The sequence below is a fragment of the Burkholderia reimsis genome, assembly GCF_003294055.1.
In the GTDB taxonomy this organism is placed as follows: Bacteria; Pseudomonadota; Gammaproteobacteria; order Burkholderiales; family Burkholderiaceae; genus Burkholderia; species Burkholderia cepacia.
The window spans coordinates 19864-43843 of the sequence record NZ_QMFZ01000056.1 but is presented as its reverse complement, the minus strand read 5'-3'; the positions used below and the strand labels follow the sequence as shown (position 1 = coordinate 43843).

Annotated in this window: 23 protein-coding genes; 22 read left to right on the top strand and 1 reads right to left on the bottom strand. The window is 68.0% G+C overall.

The window, feature by feature from the left end:
* Positions 1-123 precede the first annotated feature (123 nt).
* From fliL to DPV79_RS37805, 16 genes are all read left to right on the top strand, one after another.
* A complete protein-coding gene (gene fliL, locus DPV79_RS37880) occupies positions 124-660 on the top strand; it encodes a flagellar basal body-associated protein FliL (protein WP_048024006.1) in 537 nt (178 codons plus the stop codon).
* A gap of 22 nt (positions 661-682) precedes the next feature.
* Positions 683-1681: a flagellar motor switch protein FliM gene (gene fliM, locus DPV79_RS37875; RefSeq protein WP_021162234.1), complete on the top strand. Its 999-nt coding sequence runs from the start codon at positions 683-685 to the stop codon at positions 1679-1681.
* On the top strand, positions 1674-2165 hold the full coding sequence (gene fliN, locus DPV79_RS37870; protein WP_021162235.1) for a flagellar motor switch protein FliN: 492 nt from the start codon (positions 1674-1676) through the stop codon (positions 2163-2165). The genes fliM and fliN overlap by 8 nt, the downstream gene beginning before the upstream one ends.
* Positions 2162-2734 (top strand): flagellar biosynthetic protein FliO, encoded by a 573-nt coding sequence (gene fliO / locus DPV79_RS37865; RefSeq protein WP_113047809.1) that lies wholly within the window; start codon positions 2162-2164, stop codon positions 2732-2734. The genes fliN and fliO overlap by 4 nt, the downstream gene beginning before the upstream one ends.
* Before the next feature lie 36 nt (positions 2735-2770).
* Entirely contained in the window at positions 2771-3532 is a 762-nt protein-coding gene (fliP, locus tag DPV79_RS37860; protein WP_027788754.1) for a flagellar type III secretion system pore protein FliP, read from the top strand.
* 19 nt (positions 3533-3551) lie between these two features.
* The gene (fliQ, locus tag DPV79_RS37855; protein ID WP_021162238.1) at positions 3552-3824 is read left to right on the top strand and encodes a flagellar biosynthesis protein FliQ; all 273 of its coding nucleotides are present in this window, start codon (positions 3552-3554) and stop codon (positions 3822-3824) included.
* A gap of 25 nt (positions 3825-3849) precedes the next feature.
* Positions 3850-4632, top strand: coding sequence for a flagellar biosynthetic protein FliR (fliR, locus tag DPV79_RS37850; RefSeq protein WP_113047808.1), 783 nt, complete (start codon positions 3850-3852; stop codon positions 4630-4632).
* A gap of 511 nt (positions 4633-5143) precedes the next feature.
* The gene (locus tag DPV79_RS37845) at positions 5144-6502 is read left to right on the top strand and encodes a TolC family outer membrane protein (RefSeq protein WP_244321874.1); all 1359 of its coding nucleotides are present in this window, start codon (positions 5144-5146) and stop codon (positions 6500-6502) included.
* Positions 6499-7758, top strand: coding sequence for an HlyD family secretion protein (locus tag DPV79_RS37840; protein ID WP_021162243.1), 1260 nt, complete (start codon positions 6499-6501; stop codon positions 7756-7758). The genes DPV79_RS37845 and DPV79_RS37840 overlap by 4 nt, the downstream gene beginning before the upstream one ends.
* Before the next feature lie 40 nt (positions 7759-7798).
* Positions 7799-9946, top strand: coding sequence for a peptidase domain-containing ABC transporter (locus DPV79_RS37835; protein ID WP_113047806.1), 2148 nt, complete (start codon positions 7799-7801; stop codon positions 9944-9946).
* A 105-nt stretch (positions 9947-10051) separates the two neighbouring features.
* On the top strand, positions 10052-10366 hold the full coding sequence (locus DPV79_RS37830; protein ID WP_021162245.1) for a colicin V precursor: 315 nt from the start codon (positions 10052-10054) through the stop codon (positions 10364-10366).
* A 51-nt stretch (positions 10367-10417) separates the two neighbouring features.
* Entirely contained in the window at positions 10418-10657 is a 240-nt protein-coding gene (locus tag DPV79_RS37825; RefSeq protein WP_059568812.1) for a hypothetical protein, read from the top strand.
* A 184-nt stretch (positions 10658-10841) separates the two neighbouring features.
* Complete coding sequence (locus DPV79_RS37820) at positions 10842-11393, top strand: fimbrial protein (RefSeq protein WP_060048910.1); 552 nt, start codon at positions 10842-10844, stop codon at positions 11391-11393.
* Positions 11394-11539: 146 nt separating this feature from the next.
* Entirely contained in the window at positions 11540-12310 is a 771-nt protein-coding gene (locus DPV79_RS37815) for a fimbria/pilus periplasmic chaperone (protein WP_165843616.1), read from the top strand.
* A 164-nt stretch (positions 12311-12474) separates the two neighbouring features.
* Entirely contained in the window at positions 12475-15066 is a 2592-nt protein-coding gene (locus DPV79_RS37810) for a fimbria/pilus outer membrane usher protein (RefSeq protein WP_244321873.1), read from the top strand.
* 77 nt (positions 15067-15143) lie between these two features.
* The gene (locus tag DPV79_RS37805; protein WP_059493833.1) at positions 15144-16103 is read left to right on the top strand and encodes a fimbrial protein; all 960 of its coding nucleotides are present in this window, start codon (positions 15144-15146) and stop codon (positions 16101-16103) included.
* Between the two features lie 8 nt (positions 16104-16111).
* Here the strand turns inward: DPV79_RS37805 and DPV79_RS37800 are convergent, their stop codons facing one another.
* Positions 16112-16756: a response regulator gene (locus tag DPV79_RS37800; protein WP_051392351.1), complete on the bottom strand. Its 645-nt coding sequence runs from the start codon at positions 16754-16756 to the stop codon at positions 16112-16114.
* 511 nt (positions 16757-17267) lie between these two features.
* On the opposite strand from DPV79_RS37800, the gene DPV79_RS37795 reads away from it, so the two are divergent.
* From DPV79_RS37795 to DPV79_RS37770, 6 genes are all read left to right on the top strand, one after another.
* Positions 17268-18272 (top strand): ABC transporter substrate-binding protein, encoded by a 1005-nt coding sequence (locus tag DPV79_RS37795; protein ID WP_021162252.1) that lies wholly within the window; start codon positions 17268-17270, stop codon positions 18270-18272.
* Positions 18273-18386: 114 nt separating this feature from the next.
* Positions 18387-19184 (top strand): ABC transporter ATP-binding protein, encoded by a 798-nt coding sequence (locus DPV79_RS37790; protein WP_027788757.1) that lies wholly within the window; start codon positions 18387-18389, stop codon positions 19182-19184.
* 38 nt (positions 19185-19222) lie between these two features.
* The gene (locus DPV79_RS37785; protein ID WP_104767571.1) at positions 19223-20080 is read left to right on the top strand and encodes an ABC transporter permease; all 858 of its coding nucleotides are present in this window, start codon (positions 19223-19225) and stop codon (positions 20078-20080) included.
* A gap of 88 nt (positions 20081-20168) precedes the next feature.
* Positions 20169-21536 carry a sensor histidine kinase gene (locus tag DPV79_RS37780; protein ID WP_021162255.1) on the top strand — a complete coding sequence of 456 codons (1368 nt, stop codon included), beginning with the start codon at positions 20169-20171 and terminating at the stop codon, positions 21534-21536.
* Positions 21537-21549: 13 nt separating this feature from the next.
* A complete protein-coding gene (locus DPV79_RS37775; protein ID WP_021162256.1) occupies positions 21550-22227 on the top strand; it encodes a response regulator in 678 nt (225 codons plus the stop codon).
* Positions 22228-22508: 281 nt separating this feature from the next.
* A complete protein-coding gene (locus DPV79_RS37770) occupies positions 22509-23639 on the top strand; it encodes a porin (protein ID WP_059709599.1) in 1131 nt (376 codons plus the stop codon).
* Positions 23640-23980: the final 341 nt, after the last annotated feature.

Here is a 23980-nt window from a genome sequence, read left to right as displayed (position 1 = left end):
GCCCCCGGCCGGTTTCCCCCGCCGTTCCTGCCCTGCATCGAGCCGCGCCGGCCGACAATCGGCTGAGATAGCCGCAAATCCCCCCTCTTTTCCGCCCATCAGGCTCGGCCCGGATGCCGAACAATGCATGCTACGAGACATCACGCACGCATCCACATGGCCTCCACGACCGCAAACCCGACCGCCGACAAGCCGGCTTCGTCCGGCAAGTTCAAGCGCATCGCGCTCATCGCCGTCATCGCGCTGGGCGCGGCGGCCGCCGCAGCCGGCGGCATGTACGTGTTCCTGAGCAAGGCAGGCGTCGGCCATGCGAGCGCGCCCGCCGAGCCGGCGCCGCTGGCCGCGCCGGTGTTCTTCCCGCTCGACCCGCTGACCGTGAACCTGCAGTCCGACGACGGCGCGCAGCACTACCTGCGGGTCGGCCTGTCGCTGAAGCTCACCGACCCGAAGGCGCAGGAGCAGCTGACCGCGCGGATGCCGGAGATCCGCAGCCGGATCCTGCTCGCGCTGTCGAACAAGCATCCCGAGGATCTGGCGACGCCGGACGGCAAACGTTCGCTCGCGAAGGAACTGCGGGAACTGATCGAACAGCCGACGCAGCCGGGCAACCAGCGCGCGAAGGTCGACGACGTGCTGTTCACCGAATTCGTCGTCCAGTAACGCGGCCGCGAAAGGAGCGCGTATGGGCCACCAGGAGTTCATGTCCCAGGAGGAGGTCGATGCCCTCCTCAAGGGCGTCACGGGCGAAACCGATTCGGTCGACGAGCAGCGCGACACGTCGGGCGTCCGCCCCTACAACATCGCGACGCAGGAGCGGATCGTCCGCGGCCGGATGCCCGGCCTCGAGATCATCAACGACCGCTTCGCGCGCCTGTTGCGGATCGGCATCTTCAACTTCATGCGGCGCACGGCGGAAATCTCCGTCAGCCAGGTGAAGGTGCAGAAGTACAGCGAGTTCACCCGCAACCTGCCGATCCCGACGAACCTGAACCTCGTGCACGTGAAGCCGCTGCGCGGCACGTCGCTGTTCGTGTTCGACCCGAACCTCGTGTTCTTCGTCGTCGACAACCTGTTCGGCGGCGACGGGCGCTTCCACACGCGCGTCGAGGGCCGCGATTTCACGGCCACCGAGCAGCGGATCATCGGCAAGCTGCTGAACCTCGTGTTCGAGCACTACACGACCGCGTGGAAGAGCGTGCGGCCGCTGCAGTTCGAATTCGTGCGCTCGGAGATGCACACGCAGTTCGCGAACGTCGCGACGCCGAACGAGATCGTGATCGTCACGCAGTTCTCGATCGAGTTCGGGCCGACGGGCGGGACGCTGCACATCTGCATGCCGTACTCGATGGTCGAGCCGATCCGCGACGTGCTCGCGTCGCCGATCCAGGGCGAGGCGCTCGAAGTCGACCGCCGCTGGGTGCGCGTGCTGTCGCAGCAGGTGCAGGCCGCCGAGGTCGAGCTGACGGCGAATCTCGCCGAGATCTCGTCGACCTTCGAGAAGATCCTGAACCTGCGCGCGGGCGACGTGCTGCCGCTGGAGATCGAGGACACGATCACCGCGAAGGTCGACGGCGTGCCGGTGATGGAATGCGGCTACGGAATTTTCAATGGTCAATATGCGTTGCGCGTGCAGAAGATGATCAGCGCGGGCGACGCGATGAAGGAAGGTGGATATGAGTGAGCTGAACCAGACGCCCGAGGACGACGCGCAAGCGATGGCCGACGCGGCCCTCGCGGCCTCGGCCGCCGCCGCGCAGGCGGCACCGGCCGCAGCGGAGGAAGATCCGGGCATGGACGACTGGGCCGCCGCGCTCGCCGAGCAGAACCAGCAGCCGGTGCAGCCGGGCGCGACGGGCGCCGGCGTGTTCCAGCCGCTGTCGAAGGCCGCGGCCAGCTCGACGCACAACGACATCGAGATGATCCTCGACATCCCGGTCAAGATGACCGTGGAGCTCGGCCGCACGAAGATCGCGATCCGCAACCTGCTGCAGCTCGCGCAGGGTTCGGTCGTCGAGCTGGACGGCATGGCCGGCGAGCCGATGGACGTGCTCGTGAACGGCTGCCTGATCGCGCAGGGCGAGGTGGTGGTCGTCAACGACAAGTTCGGCATCCGCCTGACCGACATCATCACGCCGGCCGAACGCATCCGGAAGCTGAATCGATGAACGTGGCGAAGCCCGGCCGCCGTGCGCGCGTCGCGAGCGCGGTGGCGGCTGTCGCGGCCATCGCGGCGTCGCTCGCGTGCGCACCGGCCGGTGCCGCCGACATGAACGCGGTGAACCACGCCGGGGCGATCGCGTCGAGCGTGACCGTCGGTTCGGCCGCGCCGTCGCTGGGCATCGGCGCGGTGCTGCAGACCCTCGTCGGGCTCGCGGTCGTGATCGGTCTCGTGTTCGCGTGCGCGTGGCTCGCGCGCCGCTTCGGCTTCCAGCACGTGCGCCGCGGCGGCCCGCTGAAGGTCGTGTCGAGCGTCGCGGTGGGCGCCAAGGAAAGCGCGACGATCGTCGAGATCGGCGACACCTGGCTCGTGCTCGGCGTCGCGCCGGGCAACGTGCGGCTGCTGCATGCGCTGCCGGCCGGTTCGGCGGCGGCCGGTGCGACGACCGCCTCGACCGGCGCACCTTCCGGCGCCGCACCGTCCGAAGGCGGCCTGCCCGGCACGTTCGGCTCGCGGTTTCGCGACGCGCTCGCGGGCGAAGCCGCGAAGCGCTTCGGTCGCGGCAAGGACCGCTGACATGGCGCCGCGCCCTCTTTCCGACTCCGCATTTCGATGAAACACGCATTCCTGCATCGCGCGGCGCGCTTCGCGCCCGTGCTGATCCTCTGCCTCGCCCCCGCGCTCGCCTGCGCGCAGGCGAACGGCCTGCCCGCGTTCAACGCGAGCCCGGGCCCGCACGGCGGCACCACCTATTCGCTGAGCGTGCAGACGATGCTGCTGCTCACGATGCTGTCGTTCCTGCCGGCGATGCTGCTGATGATGACGAGCTTCACGCGCATCATCATCGTGCTGTCGCTGCTGCGCCAGGCGCTCGGCACCGCGACGACGCCGCCGAATCAGGTGCTCGTCGGCCTCGCGATGTTCCTCACCTTCTTCGTGATGTCGCCGGTGCTCGACCGGGCCTACAACGACGGCTACAAGCCGTTTTCCGACGGCTCGATGCCGATGGAGCAGGCCGTGCAGCGCGGCGTCGCGCCGTTCAAGACCTTCATGCTGAAGCAGACCCGCGAGACCGATCTCGCGCTGTTCGCGAAGATCTCGAAGGCCGCGCCGATGCAGGGCCCGGAAGACGTGCCGCTGTCGCTGCTGGTGCCGGCGTTCGTCACGAGCGAGCTGAAGACCGGCTTCCAGATCGGCTTCACGGTCTTCATCCCGTTCCTGATCATCGACATGGTCGTCGCGAGCGTGCTGATGTCGATGGGGATGATGATGGTGTCGCCGTCCACCGTGTCGCTGCCGTTCAAGCTGATGCTGTTCGTGCTGGTCGACGGCTGGCAGCTGCTGATCGGCTCGCTCGCGCAGAGCTTCACGTAAGCCGCGGAGGAAACGCACGATGACGCCCGAACAGGTGATGACCCTCGCGCACCAGGCCATGATGGTCGGCCTGCTGCTCTCCGCCCCGCTGCTGCTGGTCGCGCTCGCGGTCGGCCTTGTCGTGAGCCTGTTCCAGGCCGCGACGCAGATCAACGAAGCGACGCTGTCGTTCATCCCGAAGCTGCTCGCGGTCGCCGCGACGCTCGTGATCGCCGGCCCGTGGATGATGACGACGATGCTCGACTACCTGCGGCAGACGCTGCTGCACGTCGCGACGCTCGGCGTCGGCTGAGCCGCGCGCGCACGATCCGGCGGCGATGTTCTCGGTTACCTACGCGCAGCTCAACGGCTGGCTCACGGCGTTCCTGTGGCCGTTCGTGCGGATGCTCGCGCTCGTCGCGACGGCGCCCGTCGTGGGCCACGCATCGGTGCCCGCGCGCGTGAAGATCGGCCTGGCCGCGTTCATGGCGCTGGTCGTCGCGCCGACGCTCGGCGCGATGCCGGACGTCACCGTGTTTTCCGCGCAGGGCATCTGGATCGTCGTCACGCAGTTCCTGATCGGCGCCGCGATGGGCTTCACGATGCAGATCGTGTTCGCGGCCGTCGAGGCGGCCGGCGACTTCATCGGGTTGTCGATGGGGCTCGGCTTCGCCACCTTCTTCGATCCGCACACGAGCGGCGCGACGCCCGTGATGGGCCGCTTCCTGAACGCGGTCGCGATGCTCGCGTTCCTCGCGGTGGACGGCCACCTGCAGGTGTTCGCCGCGCTCACCGCGTCGTTCCAGTCGCTGCCGGTGTCGGCCGACCTGCTGCACGCGCCCGGCTGGCGCACGCTCGCCGCGTTCGGCACGACGGTGTTCGGGATGGGGCTGCTGCTCTCGCTGCCGGTGGTCGCGGCGCTCCTGATCACGAACCTCGCGCTCGGCATCCTGAACCGCGCGGCGCCGCAGATCGGCGTGTTCCAGATCGGCTTTCCCGTCACGATGCTCGTCGGGCTGTTGCTCGTGCAGCTGATGGTGCCGAACCTCGTGCCGTTCGTGTCGCACCTGTTCGACATGGGGGTCGACACGATGGGGCGGGTGCTGATCGGCTGGCGGTGATGCGTCGGTGATTCGTCACGAGATCGGGGTGCCGCCTCGGCCAATTCATCGCGATCTCGTATCGATTCAGCGCGCATTCGCCCGGCTAAATGGCGGCGATTCTGCCGATCGATCCGGAAAGGATTCGATCGTCGGATGACGATACTCGCCAGCGTGTTGCGAGCAGCATGGCCAAGCGTTGACCGCCGCCAACGGCGGAGCGCTCGTGCCGCGGTTGCAACTGTGCGGCCTTGTCAGACTGTCGATGTGTTTGCTGGTGGTTGTGTTTCGTGCCGGCCGGACGTCCTCGGTGCGCTCCTGTGCAGCAACGCGCACGCCGGTGCCTTGCACGGCCTGCCGCTATTTCCGCTCGGCGCTCCGCCGCGTCGCACTGTCCGCAAGCCTGCCTGCACCTGTCCGAAATTGGACGAACGACGATATCGTGCCGCTCCCCGCCACTGAATAATCTCCGCTTTGCGGCGCGACATCGCCGCGGTTCTCGCGACCGTCAGGCAGCGGCGCGTACAGGCAGATGATTTCGACACGATCCTTCCGGCTGGTGGCCGTTCTCGGCTGGCTCGGCGCCGCATGGCCGGCGCCCGCGGCCGACCTGCTCGACGCGGTGAACGCGGCGCGGCGGTTCGATGCGGGCATCGGCGCGGCACGCAACGCGCAGCTCGCCGGCCGCGAGAAACGCTGGCAAGGTCTTGCGGGGCTGCTGCCGCGTGCGGAGCTCAACGGCAGCTACACGAAGCAGGACCAGCCCACCGCCGCGTACGCAGCGGCGGTCCGCCGTCATAGCGTGTCCGCAACCGTCACGCAGCCGCTGTTCGACGTGTCCCGCGTCGCCGATTTCAAGCGCGGCGGCACGCTCGCCGACCAAGCCGACATCGAGTACGAGAAAGCGTCGCAAACCCTGATCACCGATGTCGCCGGCGCCTATTTCGACGTCCTGTTCGGACGCGAAGTGCTGCAGGCCGCCGAAGCCGCGCAGCAGGCATTCCACAAGCAACTCGATCAGGCGCAGGCCGCGCTGCGGATCGGCGACGGCACGCGGACCGACGTCGACGAGGCGCGCGCGAATCTCGACGAAGCGCTGGCGCGTACGGTGAGCGCGCAAACGGATCTGGCGATCGCGAACGGCACGCTGCAGAGAATCACCGGGCTGACGGCGACCGAGCTGGCGCCGATCTCGTGGCAATGCGCGCCGCAGGCCGCGCCGGTCGATCTCGGGACCGCGATGGACGACGCGGCCCGCGACAACGTCGACGTGCGGATCGCCGGCAAGCTGCTCGACCAGTCGCAGGCCGACATCGTCGCCGCGACGGGCGCGCACCTGCCGGTCGTGAACCTGCAGGCGAGCTACGGCACGAACTGGAGCCGCGGCGCCAACGAGAACGGGCTCGACACCGTGTTTGGCACGACGTCGAAAACCCGCTCGTCGATGATCGGCGTGACGGTCACGATCCCGCTGTTCGCCGGCGGCGGCCCGCTGTCGGCGAGCCGCGAAGCGTACCGCCGGCGCGACCAGGCGCGCGACGCGCTCGAGGATGCGCGCCGCAAGGCCCGCGAACACGCCCGTGCCGCGTATCTCGGCATCACCAACGGCATCGCGTTGATCCGCGCGCAGGAGCGCGCGCTCGCGTCGGCCGACAGCAAGGTGAAGTCGACCCGCCTCGGGCGCGAAGTCGGGCTGCGCACGCAGATCGACGAACTGAATGCGCAGCAGCGCTATTTCGAAGCGATCCGCGATCTCGCCGACGCCCGCTATCGCTACCTGCGTGCGCGGCTGCAGCTGTCCGCCGCGCTCGGCACGCTCGGCGACGACGACGTGGCCGCAATCGGCTGCCGCGCTGACGGCCCGGCGCCGGCCGCGGGAGTCCGCTCATGACCGATTCCCTGTTCCGCCAGGAAGCGCTCGACGCGACCCGGCACAAGCTGATGGGCACCGTCAGCCTGTATTCGCCGCCCTGGCGCTGGCTGACGATCGGCGTCGCGACCGCGCTGACGCTGGTGGTCGTTGCGTTCTTCGTGTTCGGCAGCTACACGAAGCGTGAGCGCGTGGCTGGCCAGCTGTTACCGGCGCAAGGGCTGCTGTCGGTGGCGCCGCCGCTGACCGGCACGGTGACCGGCCTGCGCGTGCGCGAAGGCCAGACGGTCGCGGCCGGGGCGGAATTGCTGGCGATCTCGGCCGAAGTGGCGACCGAGCTCGGCGGCACGCGCGAGACGGTGGCGCGGCAACTGAAGTTCCAGCGTTCGCGCCTGGAGACCGATCTGACCAGCCAATCGCAACTGAGCAGAGAAGCGCAGCGCGGCCTGCGCACGCGCGAGGCGGCGCTGGACGACCAGCTCACGCAGATCGCGCGGCAGCACGCGCAGCGGCTGCGCCAGGCCGAGCTCGCGCAACGCCAGCTCGACAAGCTGCAGTCGATGCGCGCGCAGGGTTATGCGTCGAACAGCCAGGTCGAGCAGCAGGAAGGCGTGCTGCTCGACGCGCAGGCGCGGCTGCAGGAACTCGCCCGCCAGCGGCTCGAAGTCGGCCAGCAACTCGACCAGACCCGCCAGCAGCTCCGCGAGCTGCCGCTCACCACCCGCAACCAGCAGAACGACATCGAGCGCAAGCTCGCGGACGTCGAGCAGTCGATCGCCGAGAACGAAGCGCGTCGCACGGTCATCCTGCGCGCACCGCAGGCGAGCGTCGTGGCCGCGCTGCTCGCGAAGCCCGGGCAGATCGTCAACGCGGGCCAGTCGGCCGTGTCGCTGTTGCCGCAAGGCGCGCCGCTCGAAGCGCAACTGATGGTGCCGAGCCGCGCGATCGGCTTCGTGCGCACCGGCGCGCGCGTCGTGCTGCGCTACGAGGCGTACCCGTTCCAGAAATTCGGCCAGCAGTTCGGGCACGTGACCGAGGTGTCGCGTACCGCGCTGTCGCCGCAGGAAGTCGCGAACCTGACCGGGCGCGCCAACGTGCCGGAGCAGCTCTACCGCGTCGTCGTCGCGCTCGATCGCCAGGACATCGTCGCGTACGGCAAGCACGAGGCGCTGCGGCCCGGGATGGCGCTCGAGGCCGACGTGCTGATCGACCGGCGCCGGCTGGTCGAGTGGGTGCTCGAGCCGCTGTATGCACTCGGCCGCCGCGTGTCGGCCTGATGCGCACCCCCAACGCATTCGTCACGGAGCCCGTTCAACCATGAAATGGATCGATGCGCTGCAATTCGGCTGGCGCCGCCGCCTGCCGGTGATCCTGCAGACGCAGGCGGCCGAATGCGGGCTCGCGTGCGTCGGGATGGTCGCGAGCCACTATGGCCACGACCTCGACCTCGTCAGCCTGCGCCGGCGCTTCAGCCCGTCGCTGAAGGGGGCCACCCTCAACGACGTGATGCTGATCGCGTACCGGCTCGGCCTCGCGTCGCGTGCGCTGCGGCTCGAACTCGACGAACTGGGCAAGCTGCGCCGCCCGTGCATCCTGCACTGGGACATGAACCACTTCGTCGTACTGAAGTCGGTGTCGCGCGGCCGGATCACGATCCACGATCCGGCGCGCGGGCGTCGCGACGTGCCGCTCGCCGAAGTGTCCGAGCACTTCACCGGCGTCGCGCTGGAGCTGATGCCGTCGCCGTCGTTCGAGCGCACGCAGGCACGCGAGGCGATCTCGATGACGAAGCTCGTCGGCGGCGTCACGGGCCTCCGAACGACGTTCGCGCAGGTGCTGCTGCTGTCGGCGGCGCTGGAAGTGTTCGGCATCGTCACGCCGTTCTACATGCAGTGGGTGATGGACCAGGTGCTGGTATCGGCCGATGCAGACCTGCTGACGCTGCTCGGCATCGGCTTCCTGCTCGTCGTGCTGTTCCAGAACGCGGTGTCGGCCCTGCGCTCGTGGGTGGTGACGTGGTTCTCGAGCCTGCTCGGCGTGCAGTGGACCGCCAACGTCTGCGCGCACCTGCTCAGGCTGCCGATGGCGTATTTCGAACAGCGCCACATCGGCGACGTGGTGTCGCGATTCGGCGCGATCAATACGATCCAGGCCACGCTGACCACGCAGTTCATCGGCGCGCTGCTCGACGGCGTGATGGCGGTCGCGACGCTCGCGATGCTGTTCGTCTACAGCCCTTCGCTCACGTGGCTCGTACTCGGCCTGTTCGCCGCGTACGGCGCGATCCGCTGGATCGCGTACCGGCCGTTCCGGCAGGCGAACGAGGAACAGATCGTCTACGCGGCGCGCGCGCAGTCGAACCTGCTCGAATCGATCCGCGGCGTGCAGGCGATCAAGCTCGCGAACAAGCAGGAAGCGCGTGTCGCCACCTACGCGAACGCAGTCGTCGAAACCACCAACAAGCACGTCGCGATCGAGCGGCTGTCGATCGGCTTCTCGACGCTGCAGGGCGTGATTTCGGGTGCGGGCCGCGTGGTGCTCGTGTGGCTGGCGGCGAAGCAGGTTCTCGACGGGCAGTTCTCGGCCGGGATGCTGGTCGCGTTCGTCAGCTTTGCCGACCAGTTCATGGCGCGCGGCGCCGGGCTGATCGGCACGCTGATCGATTTCCGGATGCTGCGCCTGCATGGCGAGCGTCTCGCCGACATCGTGCTGACCGACGTCGAAGCCGACATGGAGGCGAAGGTCGTGCGGCCGCCGCGGGCGGGCCATGCAACGCCACCCGCGATCGACGTGCGCGACGTGCGCTTCCGCTACGCGGAAACCGAGCCGTGGGTGCTCGACGGCTGCTCGTTCTCGATCGCGCCCGGTGAATCGGTCGCGCTGGTTGGCCCGTCGGGCCAGGGCAAGACGACGATGGCGAAGCTGCTGCTCGGCCTGCTCGCGCCGGAGCACGGCAGCGTGCAGGTCGACGGCATCGACATCCGCAAGCTCGGCCTGCATCCGTATCGCGACCGGATCGGCTGCGTGATGCAGGACGACATCCTGTTCGCGGGCTCGATCGCCGACAACATCGGCTTCTTCGACCCGCAGCCCGACGACGCGCGCGTCGAGCATGCCGCGCGACTCGCTCAGATCCACGACGACATCGTCGCGATGCCGATGGGCTATCGGAGCCTCGTCGGCGACATGGGGTCGTCGCTGTCGGGCGGGCAATGCCAGCGCGTGCTGCTCGCCCGCGCGTTCTACCGCCAGCCGGCGATCCTGGTGCTCGACGAAGCGACGAGCCATCTCGATCTCGCGCGCGAACGCCTGATCAACGATGCGGTGCGGGCGATGAACGTCACGCGGATCATCATTGCGCACCGTCCGGAAACGATCCGCAGCGCGGATCGCGTGATCGAGATCGCGGGCGGCGCAGCCCATGAGCTACCCGTCGGCGCGCGCGCCGCGCCCGAGCCGGCGTAGCGCCGCGGCGTCGCGAAGCATTCGGCCGCCCGACGGGCGGCGAAACGGCCGATGCCGATCCGGCCTTGCGCGATCGGCACCCTGCAGTAACAAGGAGAAACGCAAATGCGTGAGTTGACCACGATGGAATGCCATGAAGTGAGCGGCGGCGGCTTTTTCGGCACCGTCGGTGCAGCGCTGCTCGGCGCCACGGCCGGCCTGGTCGCCGGCGGCTTCAAGGGTGCGGCGACGGGCGGCAGCCAGGGCGGGATCCTGGGCTTCGGCATCCTCAGCGCGGGTGTCGGCCTGATCGCGGGCGCGGCGCTCGGCGTGATCGGCGGCAACGCATACGGCCTCGTCAATGGCGTGGCGCAGACGCTCAGGATCTTCAATCGCGTGATGGAAGGCCTGTTCGACCCGAACCTGCCGGCACAGAAGTGAGGCGCGGCGGGCCCGTTTATCCATTCCAGTTTTTTCCAGAGGGCAAACATCATGCGTGAAATGCACCATGCGGAATGTGCGGCCGTATCCGGCGGTCTGTCGTCCAGCGATCTTGTCGGCTGGCTCAACAACCTGTTCGCGCCACGCGAGCCGCGCGAGCCGTGGGTCAATCCGTTCCCGTCGGACAACAGCGGGACGGAGGCAGTCGGGACGCTCGGCAAGATTGCCGTCGCGGTGGGCGTGACGGCGATCGCCGTCTCGCTGGCGGTACTGGGGCGCGCAGCGCGATAGCCAGCGCGCTGCCCGAACGGGCGCCACGTTGTCTCAATATTCAGGAATGCTGATTCAATGGAAAACGCGGCATTTCTGGATCGTTTGCGATTGTGGCGCCCTTTACTGGAAAGCTAAATTTATCCGCCCGGATCGTGGAACGGCCGGCGGAGTTTTTTCGAGCAAATCACAGAGGAAGCAGAACATGATCAAGCAACTTACCCTGGCGTCGGCGATCACTGCCGCGATGGCGCTCGCGCCGCTCACCGCGCATGCGTACGACGGCACCGTGACCATCACGGGCACGCTGAGCGGCGCGACCTGCGACGTCAAGATCAACAACGGCAGCAACAACGGCACGGTCGGGCTGCCGGGCGTGAGCGCGAGCACGCTGTCGTCGAAGGGCGCAACCACCGGCGCGACCAATTTCACGATCGCGCTCAGCAATTGCACGAACGCGACCGGCAAGTCGGTGCGCACCTTCTTCGAAGCCGGCCCGAACGTGAACACTGCGGACGGCACGTTGACCAACCGGGCGGTCAGCAACGCGGCCACCAACGTTTCCGTGCAGTTGCTCGACATCGATGGCAATGCGCTGAAGGCGGGTGACGCCAGCCAGCGCAACCCGAGCAAGACCTCGGTGCCGATCGTCAACAACAGCGCCACGATGGTCTACGGCGCGCAGTACTACGCGCAGGGCGCGGCGACTGCCGGTGACGTGAACACGTCGGTCACCTACTCGATCGACTACCTCTGATCCCCAGGCTGCCGCGACGGGCAGCACGCGTGGCGTGCGCGCCCGTCGCGGCGATATCGGCCGGCGGCACCGCGGGTGTCGCCGGCATGACCGTGCCGCACGGGTGCGCCGGCCGCCGGCGTTCCCTGCCCATAGCGCTACATATGATGATTCCGATTCTCCCGTCCCTTTTGCGCCCGTTCTCGCTGTGCATCTGCGCCGCGCTCGTGTGCTTCGCGCAGCAGGCCGCGGCGAGCGTCATCGTGTCCGGCACCCGCGTGATCTACCCGGGAGGCGACCGTGAAGTGACCGTCAAGCTCGACAACAACGGCGCGCAACCCGCGCTCGTGCAGACGTGGCTCGACGACGGCGACCCACGCGCACGCCCCGGCACCACGAAGGTGCCGTTCGTGCTGATGCCGCCCGTGTTCCGGATCGACCCCGGCCGAGGGCAGACCGTGCGGATCGTCTACACCGGCGACGCGCTGCCGCAGGACCGCGAATCGGTGTTCTGGCTGAACGTACTGGACGTGCCGCCCGGCGTCGACGAAACGCAGTCGACCACCGTTCTGCAACTCGCGTTCCGTTCGCGGATCAAGCTGTTCTTCCGGCCGGTCGGACTGAATGCGAACGGCGCCATTGCCGCCGCGAGGCAACTGAAGTGGTCGCTCGCGCCCGCGCCGGACGGCAAAGGCCACGCACTGCGCGCGACGAATCCGACGCCTTATAACGTCGTCGTGCTGTCGGCGCGCGTCGTGCATGGCGGCCGCACCTTCTCGCTCAGCGACGGGGCAATGATCGCGCCGCAGGCATCGCATGTTTTTCCGCTCGATGCGGCACTGCCGGCGTTGCCGCCCGGCGCGACGTTCGACTACGCAACCATCAACGACTTCGGCACCGGCGTCGAGTGGCGGGCGGTGCTCGACGACACCCGCTAGCTGCGCCGTCCGCACCGCGAAGCCGACACCTTCAGCGCCGGGGCGCCGCCCCGTGCGCGACACGTTCAATTCGAGTATCTGGAGCGAATTTCATGGAACGCGCTGACCGTGCAACGAGGTGGTGCGCCCGCCTGGCCGTGCCCGTCCCGCGCCGATCGTACGCCATGGCGTTGCTCGCGTGTTCGGCGCTGCCGCTCGGCGCCGCCGCAAGCGAGCACGAACCCGAACCCGCCGACGACCGGCCGCCGAGGATCGGCGAGGCCGGGACGGGTGCCGGCGCCGTGCGCTTCAACCCCGATCTCGTCGCATCGCCGCCCGGCGGGCTCGACCTGTCGCGCTACGAACGGGGCAATCCGGTCTGGCCCGGCCAGTATCGTTCGGATATCTACCTGAACGGCGTCATGCTCGGCCGCGACGACGTGACGGTGCGCGAGGTGCGCCCGGACGTCGCGCAGGTATGCATCGGCCGCCCGCTGCTGGACAAGTTCAATGCGGACCCGGGACGGTTCGCACCCGACGCGCTCGTGCTGCTCGATGCGGCCGACGCGTGCCAGCCGCTCGAAGCGCTGCTGCCCGGCGCAACCGCGTCGTTCGATGCAGGCGCGGCGCGCCTCGACGTGCAGATCCCGCAGGCGCTGCTGCGGCGCTCGGCGCGCGGCTACGTCGATCCGTCACGGTGGGACGACGGCGTGACGGCCGGCTGGGTCGGCTACAACACGAACCTGTACCGCAACGTCACGCACGGCCAGGGCGCGACCACCGCGTACGTCGGCCTGAATGCGGGCATCAACATCGGTGGCTGGTATTTTCGCCACGACGGCGCGTTGAACTGGCAGCAGCACGGCGGCCGCCACTACAGCGTGGCGAATACCTACGTACAGCGCGACCTGTCGGCACTGACGGCGCGCGTGCGGATCGGCGACGCGAACACGTCCGGGGAGCTGTTCGATACGTTCGCGTTCCGCGGCGTGCAGCTCGCGACCGACGACCGGATGTGGCCCGATTCGCAGCGCGGCTACGCACCGGTCGTGCGCGGGATCGCCAACACCAGCGCGCGCGTGAAGATCCGCCAGAACGGCGCGGTGATCTACGACACGGCGGTGCCACCGGGCCCGTTCGTGATCGACGACCTGTTCCCGACCGGTTATGGCGGCAACCTCGTCGTCACCGTCACCGAGGCGGATGGCAGCGAGCGCACCTTCAGCGTGCCGTACGCGGCGGTCGCGCAGTCGCTGCGGCCGGGGCGCAGCCGGTTCGGCTTCGTCGCGGGCACCGTGCGCAACGTCGACCTGTCGTACACGCCGCGCGTGGTGCAGGCGACCTACAGCCGCGGCGTGAACAACCTGCTGACGCTGTACGGCGGCGTGCTCGCGAACGAGCACTACCGGAACGTGCTCGCCGGAGGTGCGTTCAACACGCCGCTGGGCGCGTTGGCGCTCGACGTGTCCGGCGCGTTCACGTCGGCATACGGGCAGCGGACGCGCGGCTCGAGCGTGCGCGTCACGTACAGCAAGACGATCGACGCGACGAACAGCAACCTGTCGGTGGCCGCCTATCGCTTCTCGTCGTCGGGGTATCTCGACTTCGGCAATGCGCTCGCGTTCGTCGACAACGCGAAACGCAACCTGACCGGCGCGGCCGCGCGACCCGCGTGGCGCGCGCGCAACCGCGTGTCGGTCACCGCCGCGCAGCCGTTCGGCGAGCGCTGGGGCCAGCTGTATGTGAGCGGCTACACGCAGAACTACTGGACACGCAGCGGCACCGACACGCAATTCCAGATCAGCTACAGCAACCGCTACCGCCAGTTCGACTACACGATATCCGTGAACCGCTCGCTCGCGTCCGGCGGCAACGCCGATACGCAGGCGATGCTGAGCGTGTCGGTCCCGCTCGGCGCGAGCGCGCGATCGCCGCGACTGAGCGTCTATGCCACGCGCGACAGCCTGAACGGCTTCACGTCGACGGCCACCGCAACCGGTTCCGTCGGCGCGGCGTACGAGGGCAATTACTCGGTTTCCGCGGCACGCAACGCCGACGCGACCTACGCGGGCACGGTCTCGGGTCAGTACCGGACGCCGGTCGCCGCACTGCAGGGGATGCTCGGCAAGGGCAACGACTACGGCTCGGCGTCGCTGGGCGTCAGCGGCACGGTCGTCGCCCATCCGGGCGGCGTGACGGCGGTCCCGTATACCGCCGACACAATGGCCGTCGTCGCGGCGCCGGCCGCCGGCGGCGCAACCGTGGCCGGCTACAGCGGCATCCGTCTCGACCGGCGCGGCTACGCGGTCGTCCCGTACCTGAGCCCGTATCGCGTGAATCAGGTCGAGATCGATCCGCGCGGCCTGCCGGCCGACGTCGAGCTGCAGACGACGAGCCAGCAGGTCGCGCCGCGCCAGGGGGCGATCGTGATGCTGCGTTATCCGACGGTGACGGGCCGCCCGCTTCTGATCCATGCGGCGGCGCCGGCGGGCACGGAACTGCCGTTCGGCGCGCCGGTGTTCGACGGACGCGGCAACAACGTCGGAATCGTGTCGCAGGGCGGCCAGGTCTACGCCCGGCTATCCGAACCGAACGACACGCTGACCGTGAAATGGGGGCACGCCGACGCGTGGCGGTGCACGATCCGGGTCGCGCTGCCGCCGCTGGAGCAACGCGCGGCGCCGATCGGCATCGAGCGCATCGAGGCGCCCTGCAAACTCGACAACCCATCCGCTGACGCGCCCGAGGTCCGGCGCGCCCCGGCAGGAGAATCGTGATGGAACACCGCAGAATGAATCGAAGCCTGCACCCGCGACCGTGCGCTCGCGACGGGAATCGCGGCGCCGGCCTTCGAATGGCGCTGACCGCGCTGGTGCTGGGCGCGGCCGGCGTCGGCCATGCGCACGCGTCCACGGCCACCTGCATCAACACGTCGTCGTCGAAGCTCGGCGAGCTGCCGTCCGGCTTCAAGATCGCGGCGGACGCCCCGATCGGCACCGTGCTGTGGAGCAAGGAAGGCATCGAGATCGCCGCGAGTTGCTGGATGAAGGTACCCGGAAGCAGGGCCGTCGAGGCCACGCTGTATCGATGGGCGGACGACCCGGACCTGACGGCCAACGGGCTCACGCTTTACGTGACCTATGACGGCAACCGCGGGCACGGCACGTCGTCGCTGCCGATGGGCACGACGATCAAGTCGATCGGGAAGACTGCCGTTACCGCGAAAGTGGACGTCGAGCTGGTCAAGAGCGGCGCGACACCGTCGGTCGCGAAGCCGTTTCCGGTGCTGTCGGTCCTGACGGCGCTGATCGGCGGTCCGGACAATTCGACCGCCGACGCAACCCGCTACCTGATGTACGGCTTCGACAACATCTCGTTCCAGCCGACGACCTGCACGACGACCACCCCGTCGGTGTCGGTCGACCTCGGGGCCCATGCGTTGAACGCGTCGTCCGGCATCGGCTCGGGCGCCGGCTCGACGTCGAAATCGAAGGGCTTCGCGATCGGCCTGCGCTGCGATACCGGCGTGGCGGGCGCGTTCGAAGTCAACCTGACGCTGGACGGCAAGGCAGTCGATGCATCGAAAGGCGTGCTGGCGCTGTCGTCGTCGAGCGACGCCTCCGGTGTCGGCATCCAGTTGCTCAAGGGCGACGACACGCCCGTCGAGCTCGGCACGCCGTGGAAGGTCAGCGACTCGCCGTCGGCGTCCGCGACCTTCTCGGTGCCGCTGTCGGCCCGCTACTACCAGACCGGTGCAACGGCGAAGCCGGGCATCGCGAACAGCTCGGCTACCTTCACGGTCACGTACAAATGACCGCGCCGTCAGATCAGCCCGTTTTCGTACGCGTAACGAATCAGGTGGGTGTTCGAATCGGCCTGCAGCTTGCGCATCGCCGTGTATTTCTGCGTCGACACGGTGCTGACCGAGCGGCCGAGCTGCTTCGCGATGTCCTGCAGCGTATGCCCGGATGCGAATAACCGTACGACTTCGAGCTCCCGCGCCGTGAGCGCCGGGTGCCCGCCGAGCGTGCCCGCCTCGCCGCGCTCGACGGCCGCCCGCGCCGTCGGCGACAGGTAACACGCGCGGGCCGTACCGACCCGCCGGCACGCGCCGACGATCTCGGCGAGCGGGTCGTCCTTGCTGACGATCGCGGCGACCCCGAGCTTCAGCGCGGCCGCAAGCACGCTCGGATTCGAATGCGCGGTGAACATCACGCAGCGCGTGCGGGGCGCGATATCGCGCAGCTTGCGCAGCAGCGGGAGGCCGTCGAGCGGCCGCTCGCCGCGACTCATCGAATAGTCGACGACGGCAATATCGACAGGAGACTGCGTCAGCGCGGCAATCAGTTCCGTGCCGCTGCGGCAGGTATGCACGACGCGAAAAGGCGGATGCCGTTGCAACAGTCGATCAAGCGACTCCAGGACTACCGGATGGTCGTCGGCCACGGCGACGGTTATTGTTTTCATATCTCGCATTGCGTTTTTCAAAAAACATGACGACGTCTGTCGATACGGCCTGACTGCATCAAACGGCACTCACGGAAGGCGCTCACGGAACCCACGCGTGCGCCACGCCAGACTTTAATGCTCGTGATTATTTAATGAAAGGGCATTTATTATTGATTGATTATTCCGAAATTAAGGATCTTATGCGCATATCGCAACGGAATACCACCTGAACAAGCCGATAACGATCCTGTCCACTCATGTTTATCGCGTTTATCGAACTCGTCCTAATTCAAATTGGATAAATCGATTGCCGGTCCGCAACTGCACGGGTTCGCCGTGGAGCGCACACGGCCGCGCGAGACGCGAGCCGGTCGCGTGCCGCGCCCCCCGTTCCGGCCCCCCGTTGCTGGAAAACCCCTAAAGGAATCGCCGGCCCGCGAAAGGTAGCGGAAGGTTTCGCCTCCCTATACTCGTCGTGACGATGCAGCAAGCATCGCGCCAGACGAATACAACGAACGGAGACGACCCGATGCGACCCATCCTGCGCACCCTCGCCGTGGCAGCCAGCCTGAGCTGCGCGCTCGCCGCTCACCCCGCCTTCGCCGACGACGGCGGCAAGATCACGATCATGGTCGGCGGGATCGCGAAGCTGATCTACCTGCCCGCGCGGCTCACGCAGGAGCTCGGCTACTTCAAGGCCGAAGGCCTCGATGTCGAGCTGCTGTCGCAGCCGGCCGGCGTCGATGCCGAGAACGAGCTGCTCGCGGGCGCCGTGCAGGGCGTCGTCGGCTTCTACGACCACACGATCGACCTGCAGAGCAAGGGCAAGGACGTGAAGGCGATCGCCGTGTTCGGCCAGGTGCCGGGCGAAGTCGAGATGGTGTCGACCAAGGCCGCGCCGACGTTCAAGTCGATGGCCGACGCGAAGGGCAAGACGCTCGGCGTGACGGGCCTCGGCTCGTCGACCAGCTTCCTCACCCAATACCTCGCGCTCGCGCACGGCGTGCCGTCGACGCAGTACACGATGCTGCCGGTCGGCGCCGACGCGAGCTTCATCGCCGCGATCAAGCAGGGCCGCATCGACGCCGGGATGACGACCGAACCGACGGTGTCCGCGCTCGAGAAGATGGGCGACGCGAAGGTGCTGGTCGACCTGCGCACGCTGGAAGGCACGCGCGCGGCGCTCGGCGGCACCTACCCGGCCGCGAGCCTGTACGTGCAGTCGGCGTGGGCCGATTCGCACAAGGCTGAAGCGACCAAGCTCGCGCACGCGTTCGCGAAGACGATGCAGTTCATCCACACGCACAGCGCCGACGAAATCGCCGCGAAGATGCCGGCCGACTACCAGAAGGACAAGGCGCTGTACGTGAGCGCGCTGAAGGCGTCGCTGCCGATGTTCACCGCCGACGCGAAGATGCCGGCCGACGGCCCGGCGACCGTGCTGAAGGTGCTGTCGGCGTTCAACCCGTCGGTGAAGGGCAAGCACATCGACCTGGCGCGTACCTACACGAACGATTTCGTGAACGCGAAATAAGCAGCGGCGCCGGCGGCGGCGATCCCGCCGCCGTGCGTTCCCCGTTCCGGCCCGTTTGACCGGCCCGGCGTTGCGTCACGATGCGACGCCCTCCTCACCCGCAGGACGAATGCGATGAACCAGGCAGTCTCCCCGAGCACACCGGCGATCGAGTTTCGCAACGTGTCGTGCCGCTTCATTTCGCCGGAAGGCAAGGCCACCGTCGCGTTGCGCGACTTCAGCATGAGCGTCGCGCGCGGCGAGTTCATCGCGATCGTCGGGCCGACCGGCTGCGGCAAGTCGACGACGCTGAACCTGATCACCGGGCTGCTCAAGCCCGCGTCGGGCGAAGTGCGCGTGATGGGCCGCCCGGTCGACGGGATCGATCCGCGCATCGGCTTCGTGTTCCAGGCCGACGCGGTGTTCCCGTGGCGCAACGTGATCGACAACGTCGCGGCGGGCCCGCTGTTTCGCGGCCGTTCGAAGGACGTCGCGTATGCGCAGGCCGAGGAATGGATCCGCAAGGTCGGCCTCGACAAGTTCACGAAACACTACCCGCACCAGCTCTCCGGCGGGATGAGGAAGCGCGTCGCGCTCGCGCAGACCTTCATCAACCAGCCGGAAATCCTGCTGATGGACGAGCCGTTCTCCGCGCTCGACATGCAGACGCGTACGCTGATGCAGGACGAGCTGCTGCAGCTCTGGTCCGCGAACAAGGGCTCGGTCGTGTTCGTCACGCACGATCTCGAGGAGGCGATCGCGCTCGCCGACCGCGTGTTCGTGCTGACCGCGCGCCCCGCGACGCTCAAGCGCGTGTACGAGATCGACCTGCCGCGCCCGCGCGTCACGTCGGAGATCCGCTACGACACGCGCTTCATCGAAATTTCCAAGGACATCTGGCACGACCTGCGCGAAGAAGTGCAGATCGGCTGACGCATACGCCGCACGGCAAGGACAGCAAGGACAGGAGCATGACCGACATGACGCTTCCCCCCACCGCCATTCCGGCGAAGTCGCTCGACGACGAGTCGCGCGCCGCGCAAACCCGGCTGCGCCGCCGCCGGCAACTGATCATCGGCCTGCGGATCGCCGTGCTCGTCATCGTGCTGGGCGGCTGGGAACTCGCCGCGCGGCTCAAGTGGATCGATCCGTTCTTCTTCTCGCAGCCGACGCTGATCTTCGCGCAGATCCAGGACTGGTTCGTGAACGGCACGTCGCAAGGCCCGCTGCTCACGCAGGTGTGGGTGACGCTCGAGGAAACCACGATCGGCTTCCTGATCGGCTCGGTGGCCGGCGTGATCTGCGGGATCGTGCTCGGCCGCAACAAGCTGATGGCCGACGTGTTCGGCCTGTACATCCAGATCGCGAACTCGATCCCGCGCGTCGTGCTCGGCTCGATCTTCGTGATCGCGCTCGGCCTCGGGATGGCGTCGAAGATCGCGCTGGCCGTCGTGATGGTGTTCTTCGTCGTGTTCGGCAACGCGTTCCAGGGCGTGCGCGAAGCCGACCGCTACCTGATCGCGAACGCGCAGATCCTCGGCGCGTCGCGCCGGCAGATCACCACGTCGGTCGTGATCCCGTCCGCGCTCTCGTGGATTCTCGCGAGCCTGCACGTGAGCTTCGGTTTCGCGCTGGTCGGCGCGGTCGTCGGCGAATTCCTGGGTTCCAAGCAGGGCATCGGTTTGCTAATCTCCACCGCCCAGGGCGCGTTCAACGCGAGCGGCGTGTTCGCGGCGATGATCGTGCTGGCCGTGGTCGCGCTGGCCGCCGACTACCTGCTGACCTGGCTCGAGAAGCGGCTGCTGAAGTGGCGGCCCGCGGCGTTCTGAACGCCGCCGGCGCACGCCTGACATGACACTTCCGACCGCGCCGGCGCTCCCGGCGCGGTTCGGCATTCCGGAGAAGGAGCGCAACAGGATGGCGCACAGCCTGCGCGGGCGATTGCTGTGGTGGCTGCTGCTGCCGCTCGCGGTGTTCGTGCTGATCGCGGGCGCGATGTCGTACGACACCGCGCGGACCACGGCCGCGCTCGTGCAGGACAGCGCGCTCGTCGCGTCCGCACGCACGATCGGCGAGGACGTCGAATGGCGCAACGGCCTGCCGGTCGCCGACGTGCCGCCGGCCGCGCTGGAGATCTTCGAGTCGCCGTCGGGCGATTCGGTGTTCTACAAGGTGATCGACGGGCACGACCGCCTGCTCGCCGGCACGCCGGCGCTCGACGTGCCCGCGCGGCACGGCGTCGAGCCGACGCTGTACGACACGTCGCTCGACGGCGTGCCGCTGCGCGCGGTGGCCTACGATCGCCAGCTGTACGACGAAGGGCAGGTCGAGACGGTCACGGTGGTCGTCGCGAAGACGACGCGCTCGCATCGCGCGATGGTCGCCACGATCTGGCGGCCGCAGCTCGTGCGCCTGTCGCTGATGCTGATGCTCGCGATGGGGCTCGTGTACCTCGGCCTCACCTTCGAGATGCGCCCGCTGATGAAGCTGAAGGACGACGTGGCCGACCGCGGGCCGATGGAGCTGGAGCCGATCCGCCCCGAGCGGCTGCAGAACGAGCTGCGGCCGATCGTCGATGCGATCAACCAGTGCATCGCGCGGCTGAACATGCACACGGCCACGCAGCGCCGCTTCATCGCGGATGCCGCGCACCAGTTGCGCACGCCGATCGCGGTGCTCGACACGCAGATCCAGTACGCGCAGCGGCGCGGACACGACGATCCGGAGCTCGCGGCGGTGCTCGACAGCATGCAGCGCAGCAGCCGCAAGATGGCCGACGTGACCGACAAGCTGCTGCTGCTCGCGCACGCGGAGGCCACGCCGTCGACGCTGCTGACCCAGCGCGTCGATCTCGCGGCCGTGGTATCGAGCGTGCTCGAGGAAACGATCGTGCTCGCGCAGCGGCGCGATATCGATCTCGGCGCCGATCTCGGCGAGCGGCTCGACGTCGCGGGCAGCGACAGCCTGCTGACCGCGCTGGTGATGAACCTCGTCGACAACGCGGTGCGCTACACGCAGCCCGGCGGCTGCGTGACGGTGGCCGCACGCCGCGACGGCGACGCGATCGTGCTCGATGTGATCGACAACGGCCCCGGCATCCCGGCCGAAGCGCGCCCGCACGTGTTCAAGCGGTTCTACCGCGTGTCGGCCGACACCGAAGGCTCGGGCCTCGGGCTCGCGATCGTCCGTGAAATCGCGCAGGCGCACGGCGGCAGCGCGTCGCTCGCGCCGGGGGCCGGCAATCGCGGTATCGTCGTGACCGTACGGCTGCCCGCCTACGATTGAAGAGAAAGCCGTCATGAAACTCCTGCTGGTCGAAGACAACGCCGAACTCGCGCACTGGATCGTGAACCTGCTGCGCGGCGAGGACTTCGCGGTCGATTCCGTCGGCGATGGCGAGCGCGCCGACACGGTGCTGAAGACCGAACGCTACGACGCGGTGCTGCTCGACATGCGTCTGCCCGGCATCAGCGGCAAGGAAGTGCTCGCGCGGCTGCGGCGCCGCAACGACAACGTGCCGGTGCTGATGCTGACCGCGCACGGCTCGGTCGACGACAAGGTCGACTGCTTCGGCGCGGGCGCCGACGACTACGTCGTGAAGCCGTTCGAATCGCGCGAACTGGTCGCACGGATTCGCGCGCTGATCCGCCGGCAGGCCGGCGTCGGCACGACGCAGCTCGTGTGCGGCGATCTCGTCTATGCGTTCGGCACGCGCGAATTCCGCTGCGGCGAAACGGTGCTCACGCTGCGCCGCCGCGAGCACGCGATCCTCGAGACGCTGATGCTGCAGCAGAACAAGACGGTGTCGAAGGCGCGGCTGATGGACAGCGTGTTCGCGCTCGACGACGAGCCCAGCGCCGACGCGATCGACATCTATATTCACCGGCTGCGCAAGCATCTCGCGGGCAGCACGGCCGAAATCATCACGCTGCGCGGGCTGGGGTACATCCTGCGCATGAAAAGCGCGCAGGACTGACGGGCACGCGCCCGCCGCACGGAACATCGATTCGTAGCACGAAAAGTCGTTAAGGCCAGCCGGACACCCCGCAGGCCCGCTTGCGCACGCCTGCCTGATCCGTGATCGTTGCGCGTTCGGTGTTTTCACCGATCCGATTCCTGCGTCCGGGAAAGCGTCGTGAAGGATTGCACGCTCTACGATGTTACGCGTCGGCCCTCTCGCTGTGGCCGGCACGAGTCGGCATACATTACGTACTGCAAACGACAAGATTTCAATGCGGCAGCTCGGAGGAGACGATCTTGAAACGAAAAACCCTTGCCCTTTCCATCGCGGCGGCCGGCCTGTGCGCCGGTACGCACGCGCAAGCGCAGTCGAGCGTGCAGCTCTACGGCCTGATGGACCTGAGCTTTCCGACCTACCGGACCCACGCCGACGCGAACGGCAATCACGTGATCGGGATGGGCAACGAAGGCGAGCCGTGGTTCAGCGGCAGCCGCTGGGGCCTGCGCGGCGCAGAAGATATCGGCGGCGGCACGAAGATCATCTTCCGCCTCGAAAGCGAATTCGTGGTCGCGAACGGCCAGATGGAAGACGAAGGCCAGATCTTCGACCGCGACGCGTGGGTCGGCGTCGAGGACGAGCGCTTCGGCAAGCTGACGGCCGGCTTCCAGAACACGATCGCGCGTGACGCATCGGCGATCTACGGCGACGCGTACGGTTCCGCGAGGCTGTCGACTGAGGAAGGCGGCTGGACCAACTCGAACAACTTCAAGCAGATGATCTTCTACGCGGCCGGCCCGACCGGCACGCGCTACAACAACGGCGTCGCGTGGAAGAAGCTGTTCAGCAACGGCATCTTCGCGAGCGCCGGCTACCAGTTCAGCAACTCGACGTCGTTCGCGACCGGCTCCGCCTACCAGGCCGCGCTCGGCTACAACGGCGGGCCGTTCAACGTGTCGGGCTTCTACAACCACGTGAACCACAACGGCTTCCGGAACCAGACGTTCTCGGTCGGCGGCAACTACACGTTCGACATCGTGCGCCTGAATGCCGGCTACTTCCGCTACAACGGCGACCAGGGCCCGCTCGGCCAGCGTCACGACGATTCGTGGACGGTGTCGATGAAGATCGCCCCGAAGGGCGCGCTCGACTACGAGCTCGGCTACCAGCAGATGCGCATCAAGAACGCCGCGAACAACTCCGACGGCTTCACGCCGAACGCGAACCTCGGCGCGTTCAGCCTGACCAACGGCGTCGCCAACGGCTTCAAGGAGACGATCTACGGGTCGGTGTTCTATCACCTGAGCAAGCGCACCGAGGTGTACCTCGCCGGCGACTACATGAAGCTGCACGGCGGCTACACGGCTGCGTCGACGTTCGGCGCGAAGAACCAGCTCGAACTGACGTCGGGCATCCGCACGCGTTTCTGACCTGCGGGCCGGCCATCCGGGCGGGGCTTGCGGTACCCCGCCTTTCCCTGCCTCCAGGATTTCTCCATGCGGGCACGGCGGCGCTTTGCGCCGACCGTGCCCTTTTTTTCGTCCTTTCCGCGGCGCTCCGGGGTGCCCGGACAACGGCCGCCGGCCGCCCGTGCGACAACCGGCCCGAAGCCGCTTGCGGCCCGTGGGGCGGGCGATCGCGGCCGATGCGCGCACGCTCGGCCCACATCGGCGCTTGACCTCGGCCGGTCGACTCGATAGCGTTTCGGGTTTGCCCGGGTGGCCATTGCCGCCGGTGCCGTGAGCGCGCCCGACGTCCTGGCGCGCGCGGC

Excerpts from the sequence above, each read along its gene's own strand:
- fliO (WP_113047809.1), top strand. The coding sequence starts at position 2,162 with ATGAACGTGGCGAAGCCCGGCCGCCGTGCGCGCGTCGCGAGCGCGGTG.
- DPV79_RS37830 (WP_021162245.1), top strand. The coding sequence starts at position 10,052 with ATGCGTGAGTTGACCACGATGGAATGCCATGAAGTGAGCGGCGGCGGC.
- DPV79_RS37805 (WP_059493833.1), top strand. The coding sequence starts at position 15,144 with ATGGCGCTGACCGCGCTGGTGCTGGGCGCGGCCGGCGTCGGCCATGCG.
- DPV79_RS37800 (WP_051392351.1), bottom strand. The coding sequence starts at position 16,756 with ATGAAAACAATAACCGTCGCCGTGGCCGACGACCATCCGGTAGTCCTG.
- fliL (WP_048024006.1), top strand. The coding sequence starts at position 124 with ATGCATGCTACGAGACATCACGCACGCATCCACATGGCCTCCACGACC.
- fliR (WP_113047808.1), top strand. The coding sequence starts at position 3,850 with ATGTTCTCGGTTACCTACGCGCAGCTCAACGGCTGGCTCACGGCGTTC.
- DPV79_RS37815 (WP_165843616.1), top strand. The coding sequence starts at position 11,540 with ATGATTCCGATTCTCCCGTCCCTTTTGCGCCCGTTCTCGCTGTGCATC.
- DPV79_RS37775 (WP_021162256.1), top strand. The coding sequence starts at position 21,550 with ATGAAACTCCTGCTGGTCGAAGACAACGCCGAACTCGCGCACTGGATC.
- DPV79_RS37780 (WP_021162255.1), top strand. The coding sequence starts at position 20,169 with ATGGCGCACAGCCTGCGCGGGCGATTGCTGTGGTGGCTGCTGCTGCCG.
- DPV79_RS37795 (WP_021162252.1), top strand. The coding sequence starts at position 17,268 with ATGCGACCCATCCTGCGCACCCTCGCCGTGGCAGCCAGCCTGAGCTGC.
- DPV79_RS37820 (WP_060048910.1), top strand. The coding sequence starts at position 10,842 with ATGATCAAGCAACTTACCCTGGCGTCGGCGATCACTGCCGCGATGGCG.
- fliN (WP_021162235.1), top strand. The coding sequence starts at position 1,674 with ATGAGTGAGCTGAACCAGACGCCCGAGGACGACGCGCAAGCGATGGCC.
- DPV79_RS37835 (WP_113047806.1), top strand. The coding sequence starts at position 7,799 with ATGAAATGGATCGATGCGCTGCAATTCGGCTGGCGCCGCCGCCTGCCG.
- fliM (WP_021162234.1), top strand. The coding sequence starts at position 683 with ATGGGCCACCAGGAGTTCATGTCCCAGGAGGAGGTCGATGCCCTCCTC.
- DPV79_RS37845 (WP_244321874.1), top strand. The coding sequence starts at position 5,144 with ATGATTTCGACACGATCCTTCCGGCTGGTGGCCGTTCTCGGCTGGCTC.
- DPV79_RS37790 (WP_027788757.1), top strand. The coding sequence starts at position 18,387 with ATGAACCAGGCAGTCTCCCCGAGCACACCGGCGATCGAGTTTCGCAAC.
- DPV79_RS37840 (WP_021162243.1), top strand. The coding sequence starts at position 6,499 with ATGACCGATTCCCTGTTCCGCCAGGAAGCGCTCGACGCGACCCGGCAC.
- DPV79_RS37810 (WP_244321873.1), top strand. The coding sequence starts at position 12,475 with ATGGCGTTGCTCGCGTGTTCGGCGCTGCCGCTCGGCGCCGCCGCAAGC.
- DPV79_RS37825 (WP_059568812.1), top strand. The coding sequence starts at position 10,418 with ATGCGTGAAATGCACCATGCGGAATGTGCGGCCGTATCCGGCGGTCTG.
- fliP (WP_027788754.1), top strand. The coding sequence starts at position 2,771 with ATGAAACACGCATTCCTGCATCGCGCGGCGCGCTTCGCGCCCGTGCTG.
- fliQ (WP_021162238.1), top strand. The coding sequence starts at position 3,552 with ATGACGCCCGAACAGGTGATGACCCTCGCGCACCAGGCCATGATGGTC.
- DPV79_RS37785 (WP_104767571.1), top strand. The coding sequence starts at position 19,223 with ATGACCGACATGACGCTTCCCCCCACCGCCATTCCGGCGAAGTCGCTC.